The 19,521-nt window shown below is 63.0% G+C and carries 15 protein-coding genes; 9 read left to right on the top strand and 6 right to left on the bottom strand.

All coding sequences use genetic code 11. The features are described from left to right. The first annotated feature begins 243 nt into the window (after positions 1-243). Positions 244-2,718, top strand: coding sequence for a TonB-dependent receptor (locus HHL22_RS10020; protein WP_169530836.1), 2,475 nt, complete (start codon positions 244-246; stop codon positions 2,716-2,718). A 157-nt stretch (positions 2,719-2,875) separates the two neighbouring features. On the opposite strand, the gene HHL22_RS10015 is transcribed toward HHL22_RS10020, so the two are convergent. Further along, positions 2,876-3,667 carry a sulfite exporter TauE/SafE family protein gene (locus HHL22_RS10015; protein ID WP_169530835.1) on the bottom strand — a complete coding sequence of 264 codons (792 nt, stop codon included), beginning with the start codon at positions 3,665-3,667 and terminating at the stop codon, positions 2,876-2,878. Between the two features lie 153 nt (positions 3,668-3,820). Further along, positions 3,821-5,458, bottom strand: coding sequence for a replicative DNA helicase (dnaB, locus tag HHL22_RS10010; protein WP_206680703.1), 1,638 nt, complete (start codon positions 5,456-5,458; stop codon positions 3,821-3,823). A 278-nt stretch (positions 5,459-5,736) separates the two neighbouring features. On the opposite strand from dnaB, the gene HHL22_RS10005 reads away from it, so the two are divergent. Then, positions 5,737-7,113 carry a UDP-N-acetylmuramate--L-alanine ligase gene (locus tag HHL22_RS10005; protein ID WP_169530834.1) on the top strand — a complete coding sequence of 459 codons (1,377 nt, stop codon included), beginning with the start codon at positions 5,737-5,739 and terminating at the stop codon, positions 7,111-7,113. A 214-nt stretch (positions 7,114-7,327) separates the two neighbouring features. Here the strand turns inward: HHL22_RS10005 and HHL22_RS10000 are convergent, their stop codons facing one another. Continuing rightward, entirely contained in the window at positions 7,328-8,401 is a 1,074-nt protein-coding gene (locus HHL22_RS10000; RefSeq protein WP_169530833.1) for an NAD(P)-dependent alcohol dehydrogenase, read from the bottom strand. 268 nt (positions 8,402-8,669) lie between these two features. On the opposite strand from HHL22_RS10000, the gene HHL22_RS09995 reads away from it, so the two are divergent. From HHL22_RS09995 to nagA, 3 genes are all read left to right on the top strand, one after another. Further along, positions 8,670-9,578 (top strand): NAD-dependent epimerase/dehydratase family protein, encoded by a 909-nt coding sequence (locus HHL22_RS09995; RefSeq protein ID WP_169530832.1) that lies wholly within the window; start codon positions 8,670-8,672, stop codon positions 9,576-9,578. Positions 9,579-9,801: 223 nt separating this feature from the next. Further along, positions 9,802-10,782: an aldo/keto reductase gene (locus tag HHL22_RS09990; RefSeq protein ID WP_169530831.1), complete on the top strand. Its 981-nt coding sequence runs from the start codon at positions 9,802-9,804 to the stop codon at positions 10,780-10,782. Between the two features lie 149 nt (positions 10,783-10,931). Continuing rightward, the gene (gene nagA, locus HHL22_RS09985; RefSeq protein ID WP_169530830.1) at positions 10,932-12,053 is read left to right on the top strand and encodes an N-acetylglucosamine-6-phosphate deacetylase; all 1,122 of its coding nucleotides are present in this window, start codon (positions 10,932-10,934) and stop codon (positions 12,051-12,053) included. Positions 12,054-12,288: 235 nt separating this feature from the next. Here nagA and HHL22_RS09980 read toward each other — a convergent pair whose 3' ends face one another. Then, positions 12,289-12,900 carry a hypothetical protein gene (locus HHL22_RS09980; RefSeq protein WP_169530829.1) on the bottom strand — a complete coding sequence of 204 codons (612 nt, stop codon included), beginning with the start codon at positions 12,898-12,900 and terminating at the stop codon, positions 12,289-12,291. A 250-nt stretch (positions 12,901-13,150) separates the two neighbouring features. Next, positions 13,151-13,945: a M48 family metallopeptidase gene (locus tag HHL22_RS09975; RefSeq protein WP_169530828.1), complete on the bottom strand. Its 795-nt coding sequence runs from the start codon at positions 13,943-13,945 to the stop codon at positions 13,151-13,153. Between the two features lie 140 nt (positions 13,946-14,085). Between HHL22_RS09975 and HHL22_RS09970 the strand changes: the two genes are divergently transcribed. From HHL22_RS09970 to bcp, 3 genes are all read left to right on the top strand, one after another. Beyond that, the gene (locus HHL22_RS09970; protein ID WP_169530827.1) at positions 14,086-14,700 is read left to right on the top strand and encodes a fumarylacetoacetate hydrolase family protein; all 615 of its coding nucleotides are present in this window, start codon (positions 14,086-14,088) and stop codon (positions 14,698-14,700) included. A 153-nt stretch (positions 14,701-14,853) separates the two neighbouring features. Beyond that, a complete protein-coding gene (locus HHL22_RS09965) occupies positions 14,854-16,908 on the top strand; it encodes a M23 family metallopeptidase (RefSeq protein WP_169530826.1) in 2,055 nt (684 codons plus the stop codon). Between the two features lie 119 nt (positions 16,909-17,027). Continuing rightward, on the top strand, positions 17,028-17,477 hold the full coding sequence (gene bcp, locus HHL22_RS09960) for a thioredoxin-dependent thiol peroxidase (RefSeq protein ID WP_169530825.1): 450 nt from the start codon (positions 17,028-17,030) through the stop codon (positions 17,475-17,477). Positions 17,478-17,597: 120 nt separating this feature from the next. Here the strand turns inward: bcp and HHL22_RS09955 are convergent, their stop codons facing one another. After that, positions 17,598-18,575, bottom strand: a complete 978-nt coding sequence (locus HHL22_RS09955; protein WP_169530824.1) for an NAD(P)H-quinone oxidoreductase — start codon at positions 18,573-18,575, stop codon at positions 17,598-17,600. 161 nt (positions 18,576-18,736) lie between these two features. On the opposite strand from HHL22_RS09955, the gene HHL22_RS09950 reads away from it, so the two are divergent. Next, entirely contained in the window at positions 18,737-19,453 is a 717-nt protein-coding gene (locus HHL22_RS09950; RefSeq protein ID WP_169530823.1) for a 3-ketoacyl-ACP reductase, read from the top strand. Positions 19,454-19,521 lie beyond the last annotated feature (68 nt).

Raw genomic sequence — 19,521 nt, 5'->3', positions numbered from 1 at the left:
TAGGGGCTCGTGGGCGCCACGGCCTGGCGCTAGCTCGGTAGCGGCAAAAAGGGCTTACTGCCAGCAATGGGTTGCTGTGGGCAGGCCAGTTGGTGGCAAATCGCTTCGACGTAATTAATTGAAGCCGATGAGATTACATATGGGCAAGTACTAATTTGGAACTTTTCTAAACAATCTATTTGGAAAAATTCCAGATAAGCGATGAATTTTGCGCCAGATTTGAATTAGTCTAAATAAAAACCGATGCGCCAACTTCTACTGCCCGTTTTGCTAGCGGCCACCGCGCTGCCCCTAGCCAGCTACGCCCAAGTCACCACGCCAGAGCCAGCCGCCAGCCGTTCGCGGCGCGGCACCGGCACCATCCGTGGGGTGATTAAAACCAGCGACGGGCAGCCCGCGGCGTTTGTGAGCGTGGGCATTGCCAAGCTCGGCAAGGGCGCCAACACGGCCGAGGACGGCACCTTCGTGCTAACGGGGGTAGAGCCGGGCACCCACTTGCTGCAAGTATCGTTTGTGGGCCTGCAGCCGCAGCAGCAAACTGTGACGGTGGTGGCCGGGCAAGCCACTAGGGCCGATTTTGCCCTCACCGAAAGCGCCGCCGACCTGAGCGAGGTAATCGTGACGGGCACTAGCGTGATTAACCGTCCGGCCTCGGCCAGCAAGGCCGACATCGCGCCGCTCGACCTGCCCCAGAGCATTGGCGTGGTGAGCAGCACCGTGCTTGCCGACCAGCAGATTAACCGCCTCGGCGACGCGCTGCGCAACGTAAGCGGCGTGTCGCTGACCCAGCAGCGCGGCGGCGTGGCCGAAACGTTCTCGGCCCGCGGCTCCAGCATCGGCGTGGGCGGGGCGGGCGGCAGCATTTTCAAAAACGGGCTGCTTTCCAACACTCAGGGCTTTCCTGATGCGAGCACCCTAGAGTCGGTAGAGGTGCTGAAGGGAGCGGCGGCCCTGCTCTACGGCAACGTGTCGGGCGGCTTGATTATCAATATGGTAACCAAGAAGCCGCGCTACGAGTGGGGCGGCTCGGTAGAAATGCGCGCCGGCAGCTACAACTTCTACAAGCCCATTATCGACGTGTACGGGCCGCTCACTAAAAACCTGGCTTTCCGGGTGGTGGGCACCTACGAAAACGCCCAGAGCTACCGCGATGTGGTGACCTCGAAGCGCCTGTACGTGAACCCCTCGCTGCTCTACAAGTTTGGTGAGAAAACCGACCTGCTGGTGCAGGGCGACTACCTGCGCTCCGACATTACGCCCGACGCGGGCGTGGGCATCATCAACCTCAATGCCGAGTCGCAGCTACTGCCCAATACGCCGCGCTCGCGCTACATCAACACGGCCTGGGCCTACAACGTGACCGACCAGGCCAGCGGCTCGGCGGTGCTCAACCACCGCTTCACGGACCAGTGGCGGCTGAGCGCCATTGCGGGCGTGCAGGATACCCGCGTGCACGGCTTTGGGGCGGCCGTGCCCAACAATGCCATTGCGGCCAACGGTGACTACACCCGCACCCTGAGCGCGGTAAACACCAGCGAGCGCGACTGGAACGGCCAGCTGAACCTGAACGGCAAGTTTGACACCGGCTTCCTAGGGCACCAGCTGCTGGTGGGCGCCGATGCGCTACGCATTACCAGCACCAGCGCCACCTTCAAGTACCAGGATGCCACGGGTAAGATTGGCCCGGCCTACGATAAGATTAACCTGCTCGACCGCTCGAAATACGCCGAGCGCTTCGACGTGCCCACCATCCTGGACACGGCGCGCACTACCTCGCCCTCGTATCGCTTCGGGGGCTACGTGCAGGATTTAATCACCATTACGCCCATGCTGAAAGTGCTGGCCGGCGTGCGCTACTCGTGGCAGAAAACGCAGCAAACCAGCATTGAGAACTACGATAAGCAGCGCACGCGCCCCGGCGTGGCCTTGGATAAGGTAGACAAGGCTTGGTCGCCGAAGGGCGCGCTTATCTTCCAGCCCCTGCCCATGCTGTCGTTCTACGGGAGCTACGCCAACAACTTCTTGATTAACACTGGCACCGACATCTACCTCCAAAACCTGTCGCCCTCTATTGTTGACCAGTACGAGGTGGGCGTGAAGAGCGAATTGTTTGGCAGCCGCTTGTTTGCCAACGCTACGGTGTACCGCTACGTGAACAACAACTTTGCCCAAATTGCACCTTTCGACCAGTTTGGCAAGCCCAACGGCAACACCAATATCAAGGAGCTGACCGGCGAAACCACCAGCGACGGCGTGGACATCGACGTGAGCGGCAGCTTCACCAAGAACTTCTACTTCAACACCGGCTACGCCTACAACTACGCCCGCTACACCAACGCCGGCACCACCGTGGGCAGCCCCGTGAGCGGCGAGCGCCTCACCAATAACCCGGCCCACACCGCCAACGCCTCTATCTTCTACACCTTCGACCAGCCCGGCCTGCGCGGCCTGAAGCTGGGGGCCTCGGCTTTTTACACCGGCCAGCGCCTAGGAGGCAACAACAACACCGTGGGCCAAACCGGCAACTACAGCCGCCTTATCACCCTGAGCGGCTTCACGACCGTCGATTTGTCGGTAGGTTACAGCTACCAGCACTTTTCCATCCTGGCCAAGCTCAGCAATATCACCAACGAGCTGAACTTTCTGGTGCACGACCGTTACAGCATCAACCCCGTCCCGCCCCGCCAGTTCCTGACTACAATAGCCTACCGCTTCTGAGCAATTGGTTGACTCAACCGGTTATAAACAACTAAAAAGAACGTCATGCTGAGCTCCGCGAAGCATCTCTCCCACGCCGTCTAGGGTCACTAACCCAACGAAGCGGCAGAGATGCTTCGGCAAACTCAGCATGACGTTCGGCTTATGTCTGGCTACCTCAGGCCGCGCGCCACACCTCCCAGCCCAGCTTGCCAATAAACACGCTCACCACCCCCAGGAACAGCACCCGCACGAAGCCCGTGCCGTAGCGCAGGGCCAGCTGCGTGCCCAGCCCCGAACCCAGCGCGTTGCAGGCGGCCATGGGCAGCGCAATTTCGGGCAGCACCTGCCGGGTAGCCACGAAGTAGCTGAGGCCGGCCACGTTGGTAGCCACGTTCACGATTTTGGCCGATGCCGAGGCCGCCACGAAATCGTAGCCAAACAGCCCCACGAAGGCAAACAGCAGCAGGCTGCCGCTGCCCGGCCCGAAAAAGCCGTCGTAAAACCCCAGGCTAACCCCTAGGGCCGTGCCCGCCAGCAGTTCGGCGCGGCCGTGCAGGCGCGGGGCGTGCAGGCTGCCAAAGTCTTTGCGCCAAAATGTGTAGGCGGCCATCAGCACTAGCAGCGCCAGCACCAGCGGCTTCACCAGCTCTTTGCTGAGGCCGCTCACGGCGCGGGCGCCCAGCAGCGCAAAGCAGCCCGCCACCACCGCCGTAACGGCCACCGCGCGCCAGCGAATGGGCACGCCCCGCAGCCCCCGCAAGTAGCGCGCCGCCGATACCGCCGTGCCCGCGAGGCTGGCTACCTTGCCCGTACCCAGCAGCGTAGGCACCGGCACCTTCGGCAGCAGGAGCAGCAGCGCCGGCAGCTGAATGAGGCTGCCCCCACCCACCATGCTATCGACCAGGCCCGCCCCTAGGGCCGCCAGGCACAGCCAGGGTAGGGTAGGCGGGAGGTCGGGTAGGGACATGATTGTTAGGGTAAATGCTTAAAACAGCACGTCATGCTGAGCTTGCCGAAGCATCTCTACCGCGCAAGTAATCCTAGTGTTTAGAATTACTTACGTGGTAGAGATGCTTCGGCAAGCTCAGCATGACGTTCTCTTTTTCTTCGGCTGAGAGCCTTAAAACGGCGGCTCCTCGAAGCTGTTGCCCTTAGGCAGCGCTTGGGTGGGCTCGTTCATGCGCGAGCCCAGGCGGATGGTTTGCGGGGCGCCGTAGCTGGCCGCGTCGCCGCCCGCGCCGCCTTCGTTGTCGAAACTGCTGCTGGGTAGCCCGCCGGGCGTGTACGAGCTGTCGCCGAAGCCGCCGCCCCCGTCGAAGCCGTCGAGGTCGGCAAACTTGGTGAAGCGGCCGATGAACTTGAGTTGCACGGTTTCGAGTGAGCCATTGCGGTGCTTGGCAATGATGACCTCGCCCATGCCCTGGGTGGGGTTGCCCATTTCATCCTCGGTAATCTTGTAGTACTCTGGGCGGTACAGGAACACCACCATATCGGCGTCCTGCTCGATGGAGCCCGATTCGCGCAGGTCACTCAGCTGGGGCTTCTTGTCGCCACCGCGCGTTTCCACCGAGCGCGAGAGCTGCGAGAGGGCCAGCACCGGCACGTTCAGCTCCTTGGCCAGGCCCTTGAGTGCCCGCGAGATGCTGGCGATTTCCTGCTCACGGTTGCCGCCCGGCCGGCCTGGCTCGCCGCCGCTCATCAGCTGCAGGTAGTCGATGATAATCATCTGGATATCGTGCTGCGACTTGAGGCGGCGGCACTTGGCCCGCAGCTCCCGAATGCTGAGCGCGGGCGTATCATCAATGAAAATAGGGGCCGTCGAGAGCGACGAAATCTTGTGGTTGAGCTGCTGCCACTCGTAGTCGGCCAGGTTACCCTTCTTAATCTTCTCCGAATCCAGCTCCGCCTCGGCCGAAATCAGACGGTTGACGAGCTGCAGCGACGACATTTCGAGCGAGAAAATGGCCACTGGCTTTTTGAAGTCCACCGCCGCATTGCGCATGGCCGACACCACGAAAGCAGTTTTGCCCATGCCCGGCCTAGCCGCAATAATCACCAGGTCAGATGGTTGCCAACCGCTCGTCACGCGGTCGAGGGCGGCGAAGCCGCTGGGCACGCCGGTCAGGCCGTCCTTCTGGTGCTTCTTTTCCTCCAGCTCCTTAATGGCTTTCACCATCAAGTCGGCCATGCTGTCCACGCCCTTGCGCATGTTGTCTTCCGAAATTTGGAAGATGGCTTTCTCGGTGGAGTCGAGCAGCTCAAACACGTCCATCGTGTCCTCGTAGGCGTCGCGCAGCACGTCGCTGGCGTTGCGAATCAACTCGCGCTTGATGGCGGCCTCCAGGATTTTGCGGGCGTGCGACTCGACGTGGGCGGCCGAGTTGATGTGCATGGTGAGGCCCGCCACGTAGCCCACGCCGCCGGCGCCTTCCAGCTCGCCCATCTCGCGTAGCTCCTGCACCACCGTAAGCTGGTCGATGGGCTCCGACTTATCAAACAAGTTGTTGATGGCCTTGTAAATACGCTGGTGGCCGTCTTTGTAGAAGCTGTGCGGCTTCAGAATGTCGATAACCGTGGTGAGGGCATCCTTCTCGAGCATGAGGGCGCCGAGCACGGCCGCTTCCATTTCGAGGCGCTGGGGCGGTAGCTTGCCGGTGGGCGAGGCGGGCACGGGCACGCGCACCCCACGCACGCCCTGAAAGGCGGCGGCAGCGCGGGCGGCAGATTGCTTGAGACGGTCGTCCATACGGTCAGACATTGGGTAAGCGTGGGAAGAGCGGAAAGCGCAGAATATAACGTAATAAGCAAACCGGTTTCAGCTTAAAAAGCGGCTGAGCCGGCTAGGGCGTAACTAACAAAGCTAACCACCGCGGCTAAGTAGTACAAGGATTATTAGTTGCAATTGGACTAAGCGGCCTCTGCGCAAGCACCATAGCTTTTGCCAGGCCCAGGCGGCGCGCCCACCGGGCCGGCCGGCCAGCCCAACCAGCTAAGCCGCCGTACTTTCGCGCCCCGCACTAAGTCGATTTTAGCCCCTTGGAACGCATTCACCTCATTGCCGTCGGCGGCAGCATCATGCACAACCTGGCGCTGGCCCTGCACCGGCGCGGGGCGCAGGTCACGGGCTCCGACGACGAGATTTTTGAGCCCGCCCGTACCCGCCTGGCCGCCGCCGGCCTGCTGCCCGCCGCCGAGGGCTGGTTTCCCGAAAAAATCGACGCGGGCCTAGGGGCCGTGATTGTGGGCATGCACGCCCGGCCCGACAACCCCGAGCTGGCCCGCGCCCAGGAGCTGGAACTGAAAATCTATTCCTTCCCCGAGTACATCTACGAGGCCAGCAAGGACAAGCAGCGCGTCGTCATTGGTGGCTCGCACGGTAAAACCAGCATCACGGCGCTCATTCTGCACGTGCTGCGCTTCCACGGGCGGCAGTTCGACTACGCGGTGGGCGCCCAGCTGGCAGGCTTCGATTTGATGGTGCAGCTGACCGATGAGGCGCCGGTTATCATCATCGAGGGCGACGAGTACTTGTCGTCGCCGGTGGATAGGCGGCCCAAGTTTCACTTGTACCAGCACCACATCGGGGTGATTTCGGGCATCAGCTGGGACCACATCAACGTGTTTCCGACCGAGGAAATCTACCGCGAGCAGTTCCAGATTTTTGCCGACCAAACGCCTAAGGCCGGCGTGCTCATCTACGACCGCGACGACGAGCAGACCCAGCTTGTGGCCGTGCCCACCAACCCCGACGTGACGTACATCGGCTACGGCCCGCACGAGAGCGTGGTGCGCGACGGCAAAACCTACCTGCTCACCAAGCGCGACGAGGAGGTGCCCATCCAGGTATTCGGCGCCCACAACCTGCGCAACATATCGGCCGCCAAAGAGGTGTGCAAGCAGCTGGGTATCAAGGGCAAGGATTTCTACAAGGCCGTGGCCACCTTCCCCGGCGCGGCGCGGCGCCTGGAGCTGGTGCAAGCCGGCGCCACTTCGGTGGTGTATAAGGACTTTGCCCACGCGCCGAGCAAACTGCGCGCCACCGCCCAGGCCCTCAAGCAGCAGTACCCCGCGCGCCGCCTCGTGGCTTGCCTCGAGCTGCATACCTTCAGCTCGCTCAACCCGGCGTTTCTGCCCCAGTACGCGCACTGCTTCGACGCGCCCGATGTGGCCGTGGTTTACTTCAACCCCCATGTGCTCGAGCATAAGCGCCTGCCGCCCCTGGCCCCCGCGGCGGTGCAGCAAGCCTTCGCCCGCCCCGATTTGCAGGTTTTCACCGACAGCCGGGCCCTAGGGGAGTTTCTGCACCAGCAGGCCTGGGCCGACACCAACCTGCTGCTGATGACCAGCGGCACCTTCGACGGGCTGGACCTGGGCCAGCTGGCCACGGACGTGGTGGGGGAGGCACGGGATTAGGGCAGTAGAAATAGAGAAGCGGTCATGCTCATCTGGCGTCCGCCTGCCGAAGCATCTCTACCGCTCCGTTAGCGAATCGTGCAACGATGTAGTAGAGATGCTTCGGCAAGCGGACGCCAGATGAGCATGACGGGCTTTTTATGTTTGCCACCAAATAAAAAAGGCCCGGTAGCTACTTGCTGCCGGGCCTTTTCACCAAACCGAACCCTAGGGCTTAGTTCTTCAGCGAAGCCATGTCGATGACGTAGCGGAAGCGGACTTCCTCATCCAGCATGCCATCGTAGGCTTTGTTGATGTCTTGAATGTCAATGAGCTGCGTCTCGGGCAGAATATTGTGCTCGGCGCAGAAATCCAGCACTTCCTGGGTTTCGGCGATGCCGCCGATGACGGAGCCAGCCACCGAGATGCGGTGCATGGCCAGGTTCATGTTGTTGAGCGGCGCCTTATAAGGGCCCAGCAAACCCACCGTGGTTAGTGAGCCGTTGCGCTTGGCCAGCGGCACGTAGTCGTTGATGTCGAAGGCGTCGGGGATGGTGATGAGGATGAAGTCGTACTGGCTGGCGTGGGCTTCCATCGCCTTCGAGTCGGTCGAAAGCAAGACCTCGTGGGCGCCCAGCTGCTCGGCGGCGGCTTGCTTGTCCTTGTCGCGGGTGATGGCAGTTACCTGCGCACCCATGGCGCGGGCCAGCTGCACGGCCATGTGCCCTAGGCCCCCAATGCCCACCACGGCCACGCTGCTACCGGGGCCCACGCCCCAGTGCTTGAGGGGAGAGTAGGTGGTGATGCCGGCGCACAGAATAGGCGCGGCGGCTTTGATATCGAGCTGGGCCGGAATGCGCAGCACGAACGACTCCTTCACCACAATGTCGGTGGAGTAGCCGCCGAAGGTGTTGAAGTCTTTGTTCTGCGGCTTCATGTAGCCGTTGTAGGTGGCCGTCCAGCTCACGGGGCCTTCGCAGTAGTTTTCCTCGCCGTGGGTGCAGGGCTCGCACTGCCCACACGAGTCAATCATGCAGCCCACGCCCACGATGTCGCCCACTTGAAACTTGGTCACCTCGCTGCCAATTTCCTGCACGCGGCCCAGCACCTCGTGGCCCGGCACGCAGGGATAAATCGTGTTGTGCCAGTCATTTTTTACCTGGTGCAGGTCGGAGTGGCACACGCCGCAGTACAGCACCTCGATGTGTACTTCGTCGGGTTTGGGGGCGTAGCGCTCGACTTCCATTTCTTTCAGGCCGCTGAAGATGGAGTTGCTGGCGCCGTAGGCTTTGACTTTGTAGGACTGCATGGGAAACAGGAGGTTGGTTTAGGGAAAAGGAACCGTAGAATGAAACGTGTCGCACGGACGCGTGTACTTACGCGTCAAGCTGTCAGTGAGTTATCACGAGGCTTTCAGTGATAATTATTTAGTTGGCCTAAGCGCCTGATTGCAAAGGCCAACGCTGTGGCTACGGTGCGGCCAGGGTATCGATAGGGCTGGGTTTCGCGTAGCAGCAGGCAACCAAGGCCCCTAGGGCCGGTAAGCCTCCTTTTTCAATTCCCTCCTCTTTTGTGATATGAGCAAGCAACAACAAGCCCCCGCCAAGAAGCCCCGCGTGTGCGTGACGGGCGGGGCCGGCAAGCTAGGCAAGGTGTGCGTGCAGGACCTGCTGGCCCACGGCTACGACGTATTTGTGCTGGATACCGTGCCCGCCGCCAAGGACGTGCCCCACATGGTGGTCGATTTGGCCGACTTCGGGCAAACGCTGGACGCGCTTTCGTCGGTAGGCCAGGAAATTTACGCTGGGGTGCAAAACCAGGCGTTTGACGCGGTGGTGCACCTGGCGGCCATCCCGGCCCCGCGCCAGTACTCCGACGCGCACACGTTCCAAAACAACATCATGGGCACCTACAACGTGTTTGAGGCCAGCCGCCGCCTAGGCATTCGCAACGTGGTGTGGGCCAGTTCGGAAACCACCCTAGGGGAGCCCTTCGAGAACGACGCGCCCTACGCGCCGGTGGACGAAGACTACCCGCTGCGGGCCAAGAGCGCCTACGCCCTGGCCAAGGTGCTGATGGAGGACATGGCCCGCCAGTTCTGCTACCAAACGCCCGATTTCAAGCTCATCGGCCTGCGCTTCTCCAACGTGATGGAGCCGCAGGACTACGAGAAATTTGCCAGCTACCAGGCCGACCCCGAGCTGCGCAAATGGAACATGTGGGCCTACATCGACGCCCGCGACGGCGCCCAGGCCATTCGTAAGGCCGTGGAGTGGCAGGCCACCGGCATGCACGCCTTCATCATCGCCAATGCCGACACGGTGATGGAGAAGCCCTCGGCCGAGCTGCTGCGCGAGGCGCTGCCCGGCGTGGAGGTGCGCAAAGAGCTGGCCGGCCACGAAACCCTGCTGTCGATTGACAAAGCGCGCAAGGAGCTGGGCTACGAACCGACGCACACGTGGCGCGATAAAGCAAACTGGCAGTAGGGTTGTTGTTTAAATGTGCGGATAGGGAAATAGGTAGATGTAAAAATTGAAAGAAGGCGGTCATGCTGAGCTTGTCGAAGCATCTCTACCGCATCGTTCGGGTATCGTTCGGTAGAGATGCTTCGGCTGCGCTCAGCATGACCGCCTATTTCCATTTTCTACATCCACCTATTTCCCCATCCGCACATCTCCTGCATTTTCCACATTCGCACATTAAAAACCTATGGAATTTACCCGCCTGGGCCGCACCGGCCTGCACGTATCCAAAATTTGCCTAGGGTGCATGACCTACGGCGAGCCCACCGAGCGCTGGCAGTGGGCCCTCGACGAAGAGCAGAGCCGCCCGTTCATCAAGCAAGCGCTGGAGCTGGGCATCAACTTCTTCGACACCGCCGACGTGTATTCGAACGGCAAGAGCGAGGAAGTAGTGGGCCGCGCCCTGCGCGACTTCGCTAAGCGCGACGAGGTGGTGCTGGCCACCAAGGTCTTCAACCCCATGGGGCCGGGGCCAAACGATAAAGGTCTCTCGCGCAAGCACATTATGAGCGCCATCGACGCCAGCTTGCAGCGCCTGGGCACCGACTACGTGGACCTCTACCAGATTCACCGCTGGGACTACGACACGCCCATCGAGGAAACGCTGGAGGCGCTGCACGACGTGGTGAAGGCCGGCAAGGCGCGCTACATCGGGGCCAGCAGCATGTACAGCTGGCAGTTCGCGCAGGCCCTCTACCTGGCCGATTTGCACGGCTGGACGCGCTTCGTGAGCATGCAGCCGCACTACAACCTGGTGTATCGCGAGGAGGAGCGCGAGATGCTGCCACTCTGCGAAAACCAGGGCATCGGCGTCATTCCGTGGTCGCCGCTGGCCAGGGGGCTGCTCACGGGCGGCCGCAGCAAGGCCCGCAACGAAACCAAGCGCGCCGAAACCGACGGCTTCGGCAAGAGCCTCTACGGCCGCGACGACGACTTCGCCGTAGCTGCCCGCGTGGACGAAATCGCCAAGGAGCGCGGTATTCCCGCCGCCCAGGTAGCCCTGGCCTGGATGCTCTCGAAACCCGTCATCACCGCCCCTATCGTGGGCGCTAGCAAGCCCGGCCACCTGGAGGATGCTGTGGCCGCCGTAGGCGTCAAGCTGACGCCGGAGGAAATCAAGCGGCTAGAGGAGCCATACCGCGAGCACCCGGTGCTTGGCTTCTCGTAGGTTTGGGGGTTTGAAACTAGTTATGCGGCTGTCATTGCGAGCTTGCGCAGCAATCGCACCAGCGCGACCCCTAGGGCCATCGTGCTGGTGCGATTGCTGCGCAAGCTCGCAATGACAGCCGTAATTCGTTCAACTTCCTTTCCAATTCCATGCGCTACCTCATTGCCCCCTGTACCGTGTATACTGGCTCGGCCGCGCTGCCGCACTACGCCGTGCTCGTCAATGGCGACCGGGTGGAGGCGCTGCTGCCCGTGGTAGCCGCGCCCACCGACCTGCCCCGGCGCGACGGGCGCGGCCTGCACTTGTGCCCCGGCTTTGTAGATGTGCAGTTGTACGGCGGGGGCGGGGTGCTGTTTTCGGTAGACCCTACCGTGGCTACGCTAAAGACCCTAGGGGCCTCCCTGCGCCGCGAGGGCACCACCAGCTTCGTGCCCACCATGCCTACTAACTCGCCCGATATGATGCGGGCGGCCGCCGCGGCCGTGCGCGAAGCCCAGCCCACGGTGCCCGGTCTGCTGGGCCTGCACCTGGAAGGGCCCTACATCAACCCCGGCAAAAAAGGCGCCCACCAGGAGGAGTTTATTCAAGTGCCTACCCCTGAGGATATAACGGTCTTGCTGCGCGAAACCCAGGACGTGCTGCGCCTGCTGACCCTGGCCCCCGAGCGCGTGTCGCCCGAGGTGGCCAGGCAGCTGCAGCGAGCGGGCGTGGTGCTGTCGGCGGGCCACTCGCTGGCCACCTACGACCAGGCTACGGCGGCGTTTGGTAGCTACTACCGGGCCGCCACGCACCTGTTCAACGCCATGTCGGGCTTCGAGAGCCGGGCGCCGGGCCTGGTGGGCGCCGTCTACGACCACCCCACGGCCCAGGCCAGCATCATCGCCGACGGTGTGCACTGCGACTACGCGGCCCTGCGTATCAGCCAGCGCATCATGGGCGAGCGCCTGTTCCTCATCACCGACGCGGTGGACAGCAGCGACCACGGCGCCTACCGCTTCCGGCGCGAGCACAACTACTTCGTCAACGAAAACGGCACCCTGGCCGGTTCGGCCCTCACCATGCCCCAGGCCGTGGCCAACTGCGTGCGCCAGGCCGGCATCGGGTTCGAGGAAGCCCTGCGGATGGCTACCCTCTACCCGGCCCGCCTGCTGGGAATGGACGGGGAAATCGGCCAGCTCAGCCCCGGCGCGCGCGCCGATATGTGCCTGCTCGACGAGGACTTTGCGGTGGTAGCCACTGTGCAGGGCGGCGACTGGCAGGAATATAAGTGATTGGTGGCTAGCGAGCAGCAAAAGGTGGTCATGCTGAGCTTGTCGAAGCATCTCTACTGGGCCGCCTAGGTTGTGCGGTAGAGATGCTTCGACAAGCTCAGCATGACCACCTTTTGCTGCTCGTTACCTCAATCTTTCCTATTTACCTCTTTACGCTTCTTCCCGCTGTCGTTGACGAGGAGCACGGCCAGGGCGGTGAGGGTGAGGCGCAGAGCCCATTTGGTGGCGGTGCTCATTACTGGTGCACAAAAACTTGGTTGGAAGGCAGCACCTTGAGCTGGCAGTTGCCGCCCACCGAGCCGTCGCCGCAGGTGGCGCCCATGATGTGGCCATCCTCAAAGTCGAAGAAGCAGGTGGGGCAGGCGGTGCCGGTCAGCACGTAGCGGTCGGCGTTGGGCGTGAGGTAGTAGGTGCCATCGTCGGAGCCGCGCAGGGGCAGCGCGATAGCCCGGAAGTTGCCCTCCTTCTGGCCCATGCCAATGAGGTAGTACGGGGCGCGGGGCTTATCCTTGGGGTCGTCAACCGGGGCCTGACGCACCAAAATGCGGTCGATGGTGGTGCCGTCGCCCAGCTGCCGCATCAGGGCCATCGAGAGGGTAGGCTGCGACGTTTTGTAGGTAATCTTACCCGCCTCGCCCACCTGCATAATGAGGCGGCTGCTGGCCGAGCCTGCCAGGGCCGCCGCGGCGCTGGCCGCCGCACTGCGGCCGCTGTAGTCGTGCGAGGGCAGCGAGCGGTCGCGGCTGCCGGTGCGGGTGGTTTCGCAGGCGGCGGTGCCGAGCAGCAGCGCGCCCGCCAGCAAGGCAGGTAGTGGGGGTAAGCCAACTAGGCGAGGAAAAGCGGGCATGTTTATTTAGATAGCGAGCGGAGGGGAGCGAAAGACAAATATCGGACGGCCGACTGGCAAGCTGACCTAGGTTATCCCTAAAAAATATTTCTTAAGCCCAAAAACCAACATCCTGCCGCCCCCGCCGGGCAGCCCCGCCGCGCGGCTGGCCACGGCCAACAGCAGGAGAGAACTGCCCTAACGAGGGCGGCAGGATGCAACGTAAAGGCTGGGCCCTAGGGCCCAGCCGGGCGTCAAGACCTAGGCGCGGCTAGCGCGGCTTGTAATATTTCAGCGCCTCGGGCATGTCGGCCTTGATGTCGGCAATGCGCTGGGCGTCGGCGGGGTGGTCGGAGAGGAAGGCGGGCGTGCTATTCTGGCTCTGGGCGGCCATGCGCTGCCAGAAGGCAATGGCGCCTTCGGGGTTGTAGCCGGCCATGGCCATAAAAATGAGGCCTAGGTGGTCGGCCTCGCTTTCCTGACGGCGACTGAAGGCCAGCATGCCCAGCTGCGAGCCGGCGCCCACGGCACTCAAAAAGATATTTTTGGTGGCCGTGGGGTTTTGCGAGAGCGCGGTGCTTAGGGCGGTGCTGCCGAGCTGGGCCACTAGCTGGTCGCTCATGCGCTCGGCGCCGTGCTTGGCTACGGCGTGCGAAATCTCGTGGCCTAACACTACGGCCAGGCCGTTCTCGTCTTGCGTAAGGGGCAAGATACCGGTGTACACCACTACCTTGCCGCCGGGCATGCACCAGGCGTTCACCGTTTTAGGGTCGTCGATGAGGTTAAACTCCCAGTTGTAGCCGTCAAGCTGCGCGCTCTGGCCCTGCTGCTTGAAATAGAGCTGCACGGCGTTGGCAATGCGCTGGCCCACGCGCTTCACCATGGCCGTTTGCTCGGCGTTGGTCGAGAGCTTGGATTCGGCCAGGGTTTGCTTGTACTGGGTTACGGCCAAGCTATTCATCTCGCTGTCGCCCACCAGGCTTAGCTGGCGGCGGCCCGTGATGGGCACCGTGGCGCAGCCAGCGGTGAGCAGTAGACTGGTGCCTAAAAGAAACTTTCGAAGCATAACTAAAGAAGATGGTTTGGTGACAGCTGGAAGTGCAAGGACCGCGCCAGGGGCGCAGGGGCTATACGCAACCCACCGGGGCAAATGTTTACTTTGCAGGGTGGCCCGCCTGGGCTGCCCTACCTGCCGAGCCCCATCCCATGAAAATTATTTGCATTGGCCGCAACTACGCCGACCACATAGCCGAGCTGCACAACGAGACACCCGCCGCCCCGGTCATCTTCCTCAAGCCTGAGACGGCGCTGGTGCAGCGCGGCCAGCCCTTCTTCGTGCCCGCCTTCTCCCACGACGTGCACTACGAGCTGGAGCTGGTGCTGCGCGTGTGCAAAAACGGCCGCCACATCGAGGAGCAGTTTGCCCACACCTACTTCGACGCCATTGGCCTAGGGGTCGATTTCACGGCCCGCGACGTGCAGAGCGAGTTGAAAAAGAAGGGCTTGCCCTGGGAGCTGGCCAAGGCTTTCGACGGCTCAGCGCCCATTTCGCCCACCTTCCAGCCGGTGGCCGACTTCCCCGAATTTGCCAATATTAACTTCCGACTGGAAGTAAACGGCGAGGTGCGCCAGCAGGGCAACTCGGGGCTGATGCTGCACCCGTTTGCCAAGATTATCGCCTTCGTGTCGCAGTACATCACCCTCAAGCAGGGCGACCTCATCTTTACGGGTACGCCCGCCGGCGTGGGGCCGGTAAAGCCCGGCGACGAGCTGCGCGGCTACCTCGAAGGCGAGCTGCTGCTGGAAGTGCCGGTGCGGTAACTATGCTGGCCGCCGCAAAGACGCTGCAGCGCCTTCCGTCGTTAGGGCGGCGGCGGCATTTGTAGAACCGAATAATCCCTAGGCCGCCCGGCCGCCCGCTGCCCCTAGGGGTGCCGGGTAGCGCGTGGCGGCTGTAAGCTAGCTAGTATTTTGTTGAATATCACTTTATTGCGTCGGGTGGGGCTGCCCGTCGCGAGCGGCCTGCTGTTGCTGGCCCTCACCGCCCGCAGCCAGGATGAAGGCACCGACGACACCACCACCCGCCGCCAGACCGGCCCTATCCGGCCCGCCGCTACGGCCGTGGCAGGCGCCTCGGCGGGGGCCATTGCGCCGGGCTACTTCCTGTTTCCGATTGCGCCGGGGCAGCCGGGCTACCTGGCCGCCAGCATGGGCGAGTTGCGCCCCAACCACTTCCACGGCGGCCTCGACATCAAGACTGGGGGCGGGGTCAACAAGCCGGTGTTCGCCTCGGCCGATGGCTACGTGTCGCGCCTCAAGCAGTCGTCGTTTGGCTATGGCAACGTGCTCTATATCACCCACCCCAACGGCCTGACGACGGTCTACGGCCACCTCAACAAGTTTGAGGGGCCGGTGGCTCAGGAACTGCTGCGCCAGCAGTACGAGAAGCAGACCTACGAGCTGGAGCTATTCTTCAAGCCCGGCCAGTACCCGGTGCGGCGGGGCGAAGAGGTGGCCCTGAGCGGCAACACCGGCGGCTCGGCTGGGCCGCACGTGCACTGGGAAGTGCGCGACGGCCAGGACCGGCAGCTGAACCCGCTGCAGTGGGGTGGCTTTGCCGAAATTGCGGACCATACTGGGCCCACCTTGCAGGCGCTGGCCGTGGTGCCCCTAGGGATAGCGGCGCGGGTGCGGGGGCAGTTCGAGCGGGCGCTGCTGGTGCCCAAAACGCAGCCGCTGCCCGGCGCCCGCACGGTTTTTCCCGATACCGTGGCCTGCACCGGGCAGGTGGGGCTGCTGCTGCAAGGCTTCGACCGCTTCGACAACGCCTGGAACAAGAACGGCATCCAGCGCGTGACGGTGCGCGTGAACGGGCAGCCTTATTACCAGCACATTATCGACGCGGTGCCCTTTCCCAACGGCTCGCGGCAGGTCAACAACTTCGTCGATTACCTCTACCAGCACACCGGCGGGCGCCTGCTGCAAAAGCTGTGGGTGGACGAGGGCAACGACCTGGGCTTTTACACCCCCGCCGGCGCCGGCCAGGGGCTGCTGAACGTGGAGCCGGGTAAGGTGTACAGCATTGATATTGAGCTGGCTGACTCGTACCGTAACCAAAGCCAGGCCCACCTTGTGCTGCGCGGCACCGCGCCGGTGGCCTACGCGGCTATTCCCGGCCGCCTAGGCCCCGCCGGCCCGCCCAAGCTGCGCTACACCATTGAGCGCAACATCTTGAAAACCATTGTCACGACCCCTAGGCCCGACTCGGGCGATGCCCCCGCCAACCTGCTGCTGCGGCGCGGCGGCCGCCAGCTCGAACTGCGCCCCAGCTACTCGGTGGGCCCCGAAACCACCTACCTCTACGACCTGCGCGCCGGCCTGCCCGACTCGCTGGTTTATGGGCAAGTGCGCAAGGTGTTCGACCGGCAGGTGCTGATACCGGCCGGCCAGGAAACTAGCTACACCACCCCGCACCTCAACCTGGTGTTTGGGCCCCAAACGCTGTTTTCACCCCTCTACCTGGGCACCAGCTGGAAGCCGGCCACCGCCGCCGCCCCCGAAACCTGGGTGGTGGGCACTCCTATGGTGCCGCTCTACTTGCCCCTTCGCCTCACGCTGCGGCCCACCGCCCGCCCCGCCGACCCTCGGCGCACGGCCATCTACAGCATTACGCCCACCGGCGGCCGGGCCTACGCGGGCGGCACCTGGAACGCCGACAGCACCCAGATTTCATTGAATACCAAAGTATTTGGGCAGTACCGCCTCTATACCGATACCAAAGCGCCCGAGGCGCGGCTGCTAAGCCGGGCGGGCGGGCAGCTGCTGTTTCGGGTGGGCGACGACCTTTCGGGCCTGGCCTCGTACCAGCTGCTGGTGGGTGGGCGCTTCCGGCTGCTGCGCTACGAGTACAAGAACAACACGCTCTTTACGGTGCCCGGCGATACCCTAGGCCCCGCCCTGCGCGGTGCGGCCCAGCTGCGCCTCACCGACCAGGCTGGCAACGAGCGCGTCATTCCACTCAATCTTTGATGCGCTAATGTGAAAATATAAAAATGTGCTAATGAGTGTACAGTAGTTGCGAGTAGCGTACAACTAGCACATTTTCAGATTTCTACATTGGCATATCTCAACATTAGTATACCATCTTTATGCTTCCCGAACCCGGCACTATCGCCCCCGACTTCACCGCGCCCGACCAGTACGGCAACCCGTTCACCCTGAGCAGCCTGCGCGGCCAGCGGGTGGCGCTCTACTTCTACCCCAAAGACGACACGCCCGGCTGCACCGCCCAGGCCTGCAACCTGCGCGACAACGAAAGCCAGCTGGCCGCCCAAGGCGTGAAAGTGGTGGGCGTGAGCACCGATGACGTGGCCTCGCACCAGAAGTTCGCCACCAAGTACGACCTGAATTTCTCGCTCGTGGCCGATGCCGACAAACGCATCGTGGAGGCCTACGGCGTGTGGCAGGAGAAAAAGAACTACGGCAAAACCTACTGGGGCACCGTGCGCACCACCTTCCTCCTCGACGCCAACGGCCTGATTGAGAAGGTCATCAAGCGCCCCGATACCAAGGAGCACGCTGCTCAGGTGTTGAAGTGAGAACGCCAAAAGGGCGGTCATGCTGAGCTTGTCGAAGCATCTCTACCGCATCGCCTGAATCGTTGCAACGAAGCGGTAGAGATGCTTCGGCAGGCTCAGCATGACCGCCTTGTTGTGCTTTTACCCCCACCCCTCATTGACCAGCAGAATCTTCCCGATGTGCTTGCTGCTGGCCATCAGCTTTTGCGCGGCGGCGGCTTCGGCCAGCGGGAAGGTGCGGTCGATGACGGGGCGGAGCTGGCCGCTGGCCGCCAGGGGCCACACGTGGGCTTCTACCGCGGCGGTGAGGGCGGCTTTGTAGTCGGCGGGGCGCGGGCGCAGCATGCTGCCGCTCAGGCGCAGGCGCTTGCTGATGATGTCCATCAGGTTCAGCTCGACCCTAGGGCCCTTCTGGGCGTTGAGGTACTGCAGGCGGCCGTCGGGGGCCAGCAGGCGCAGGTTTTTGGCGGTGTAGTCGCCGCCCACGATGTCGAGAATGACGTTGATGGTTTCGCCTTGCAGCGCCTGCTCAAAGTCCTCGGCGTTATAGTCAATGCAGCGGGCGGCGCCGTACTGCTCGGCGGCGCGGCACTTATCGGGCGAGCCGGCGGTGGCCAGCGCCCGGCTGCCCAGGGCCGTGGCTAGTTGAATGAGCGTGAGGCCGATGCCGCTGGTGCCGCCGTGCACGAGCACCGTTTCGCCGGGCTGCAGGGCCGCCTGCTGAAAGACGTTGGACCACACGGTGAGCACGGTTTCGGGCAGGCTAGCGGCCTCTGCCAGCGTCCAGCCGGCCGGGATGGGCAGGCAGTGGCGGGCGTCCACGGCGGCGTATTCGGCGTAGCCGCCTTCGGCCAGCAGGGCGCATACTTGGTCGCCCACTTTCCAGCGTAGGGCCTGGGCGCCTACTTCCACCACCTCGCCGGCCACTTCCAGACCGGGCACCTTGCCGGCCACCGGCTCCTGGCCGTACTTGCCGGCGCGCTGGGCCAGGTCGGCGCGGTTGAGGCCGGCGGCGCGCACCCGGATGAGCACCTCGTGGGGGGCTGGCTGGGGCTGCGGGCGCTCTTGCAGCTGCAGTACCTCGGGGCCACCGGGCTGGGTGATGACAATGGCTTGCATAAGGGAAGAGGGGAGGGGAGAAGGGCAAATGAATGGCCCCTTTACGCAGAAAAAGCTCCTGGGGCCCGCCGCCGGCCCTAACCCGCGACCCGGCCGGCGAGTTATAGCCCTGTTCTCCTCTCCACAAACGCGGTTCACTGACCGCGCAAGATGCTTTCAACATGGAAAAACTAATTGGTAAAGTGGCCCTGGTGACGGGCGCGGGCAAAGGCATTGGCAAGGCCGTGGCCGAGGCGCTGGCCCGCGAGGGCGTGCACGTGGGCCTGCTGGCCCGCACCGAAGCCGACCTGCAAAGCCTAGCCGCCGAGCTGCAAAAGCTGGGGGTAAAAATCAGCGTGGCCGCCGCCGACGTGGCCGACCAAGCCGCCGTAGACGCCGCCGTGGCCCACATCACCAGTGAGCTGGGCCCCATCGACATCCTCATCAACAACGCAGGCATCGGCACCTTCGCCAAATTCTTAGACATGCCGGTGGCCGAGTGGGAGCACATTATCCAGGTGAATCTGCTGGGTGTGTACTACGTGACGCGCGCCGTGCTGCCGGCCATGCTGGAGCGCCAAACCGGCGACATCATCAACGTGGCCTCGACCTCGGGGCAGCGCGCTTCGGCGGGCAGCAGCGCCTACAGCGCCAGTAAATTCGCCCTGCTCGGCCTGACCGAGGCCCTGATGCAGGAGGTGCGCAAGAGCAACATTCGGGTGAGCGCCCTCACGCCCAGCACCGTGGCTACCGAGCTGGCCATCAACAACAAGCTCACCGACGGCAACCCCGACAAGGTGATGCAGCCCGAGGACCTGGCCGAGTTCATGGTGGCCCAGCTCCAACTCAACCGCCGCATCTTCATCAAGGAGGCCGGCATGTGGAGCACGAATCCGTAGTAAGCTGTTAGCTAGTAGCTGCTGGCTGTTAGCTTGAGCTAGTGCAAACGCAGCTAACAGATGGTATT

The sequence above is a fragment of the Hymenobacter polaris genome, from assembly GCF_012927305.1.
GTDB lineage: Bacteria > Bacteroidota > Bacteroidia > Cytophagales > Hymenobacteraceae > Hymenobacter > Hymenobacter polaris.
This window is presented reverse-complemented; position numbering and strand designations above follow the sequence as displayed.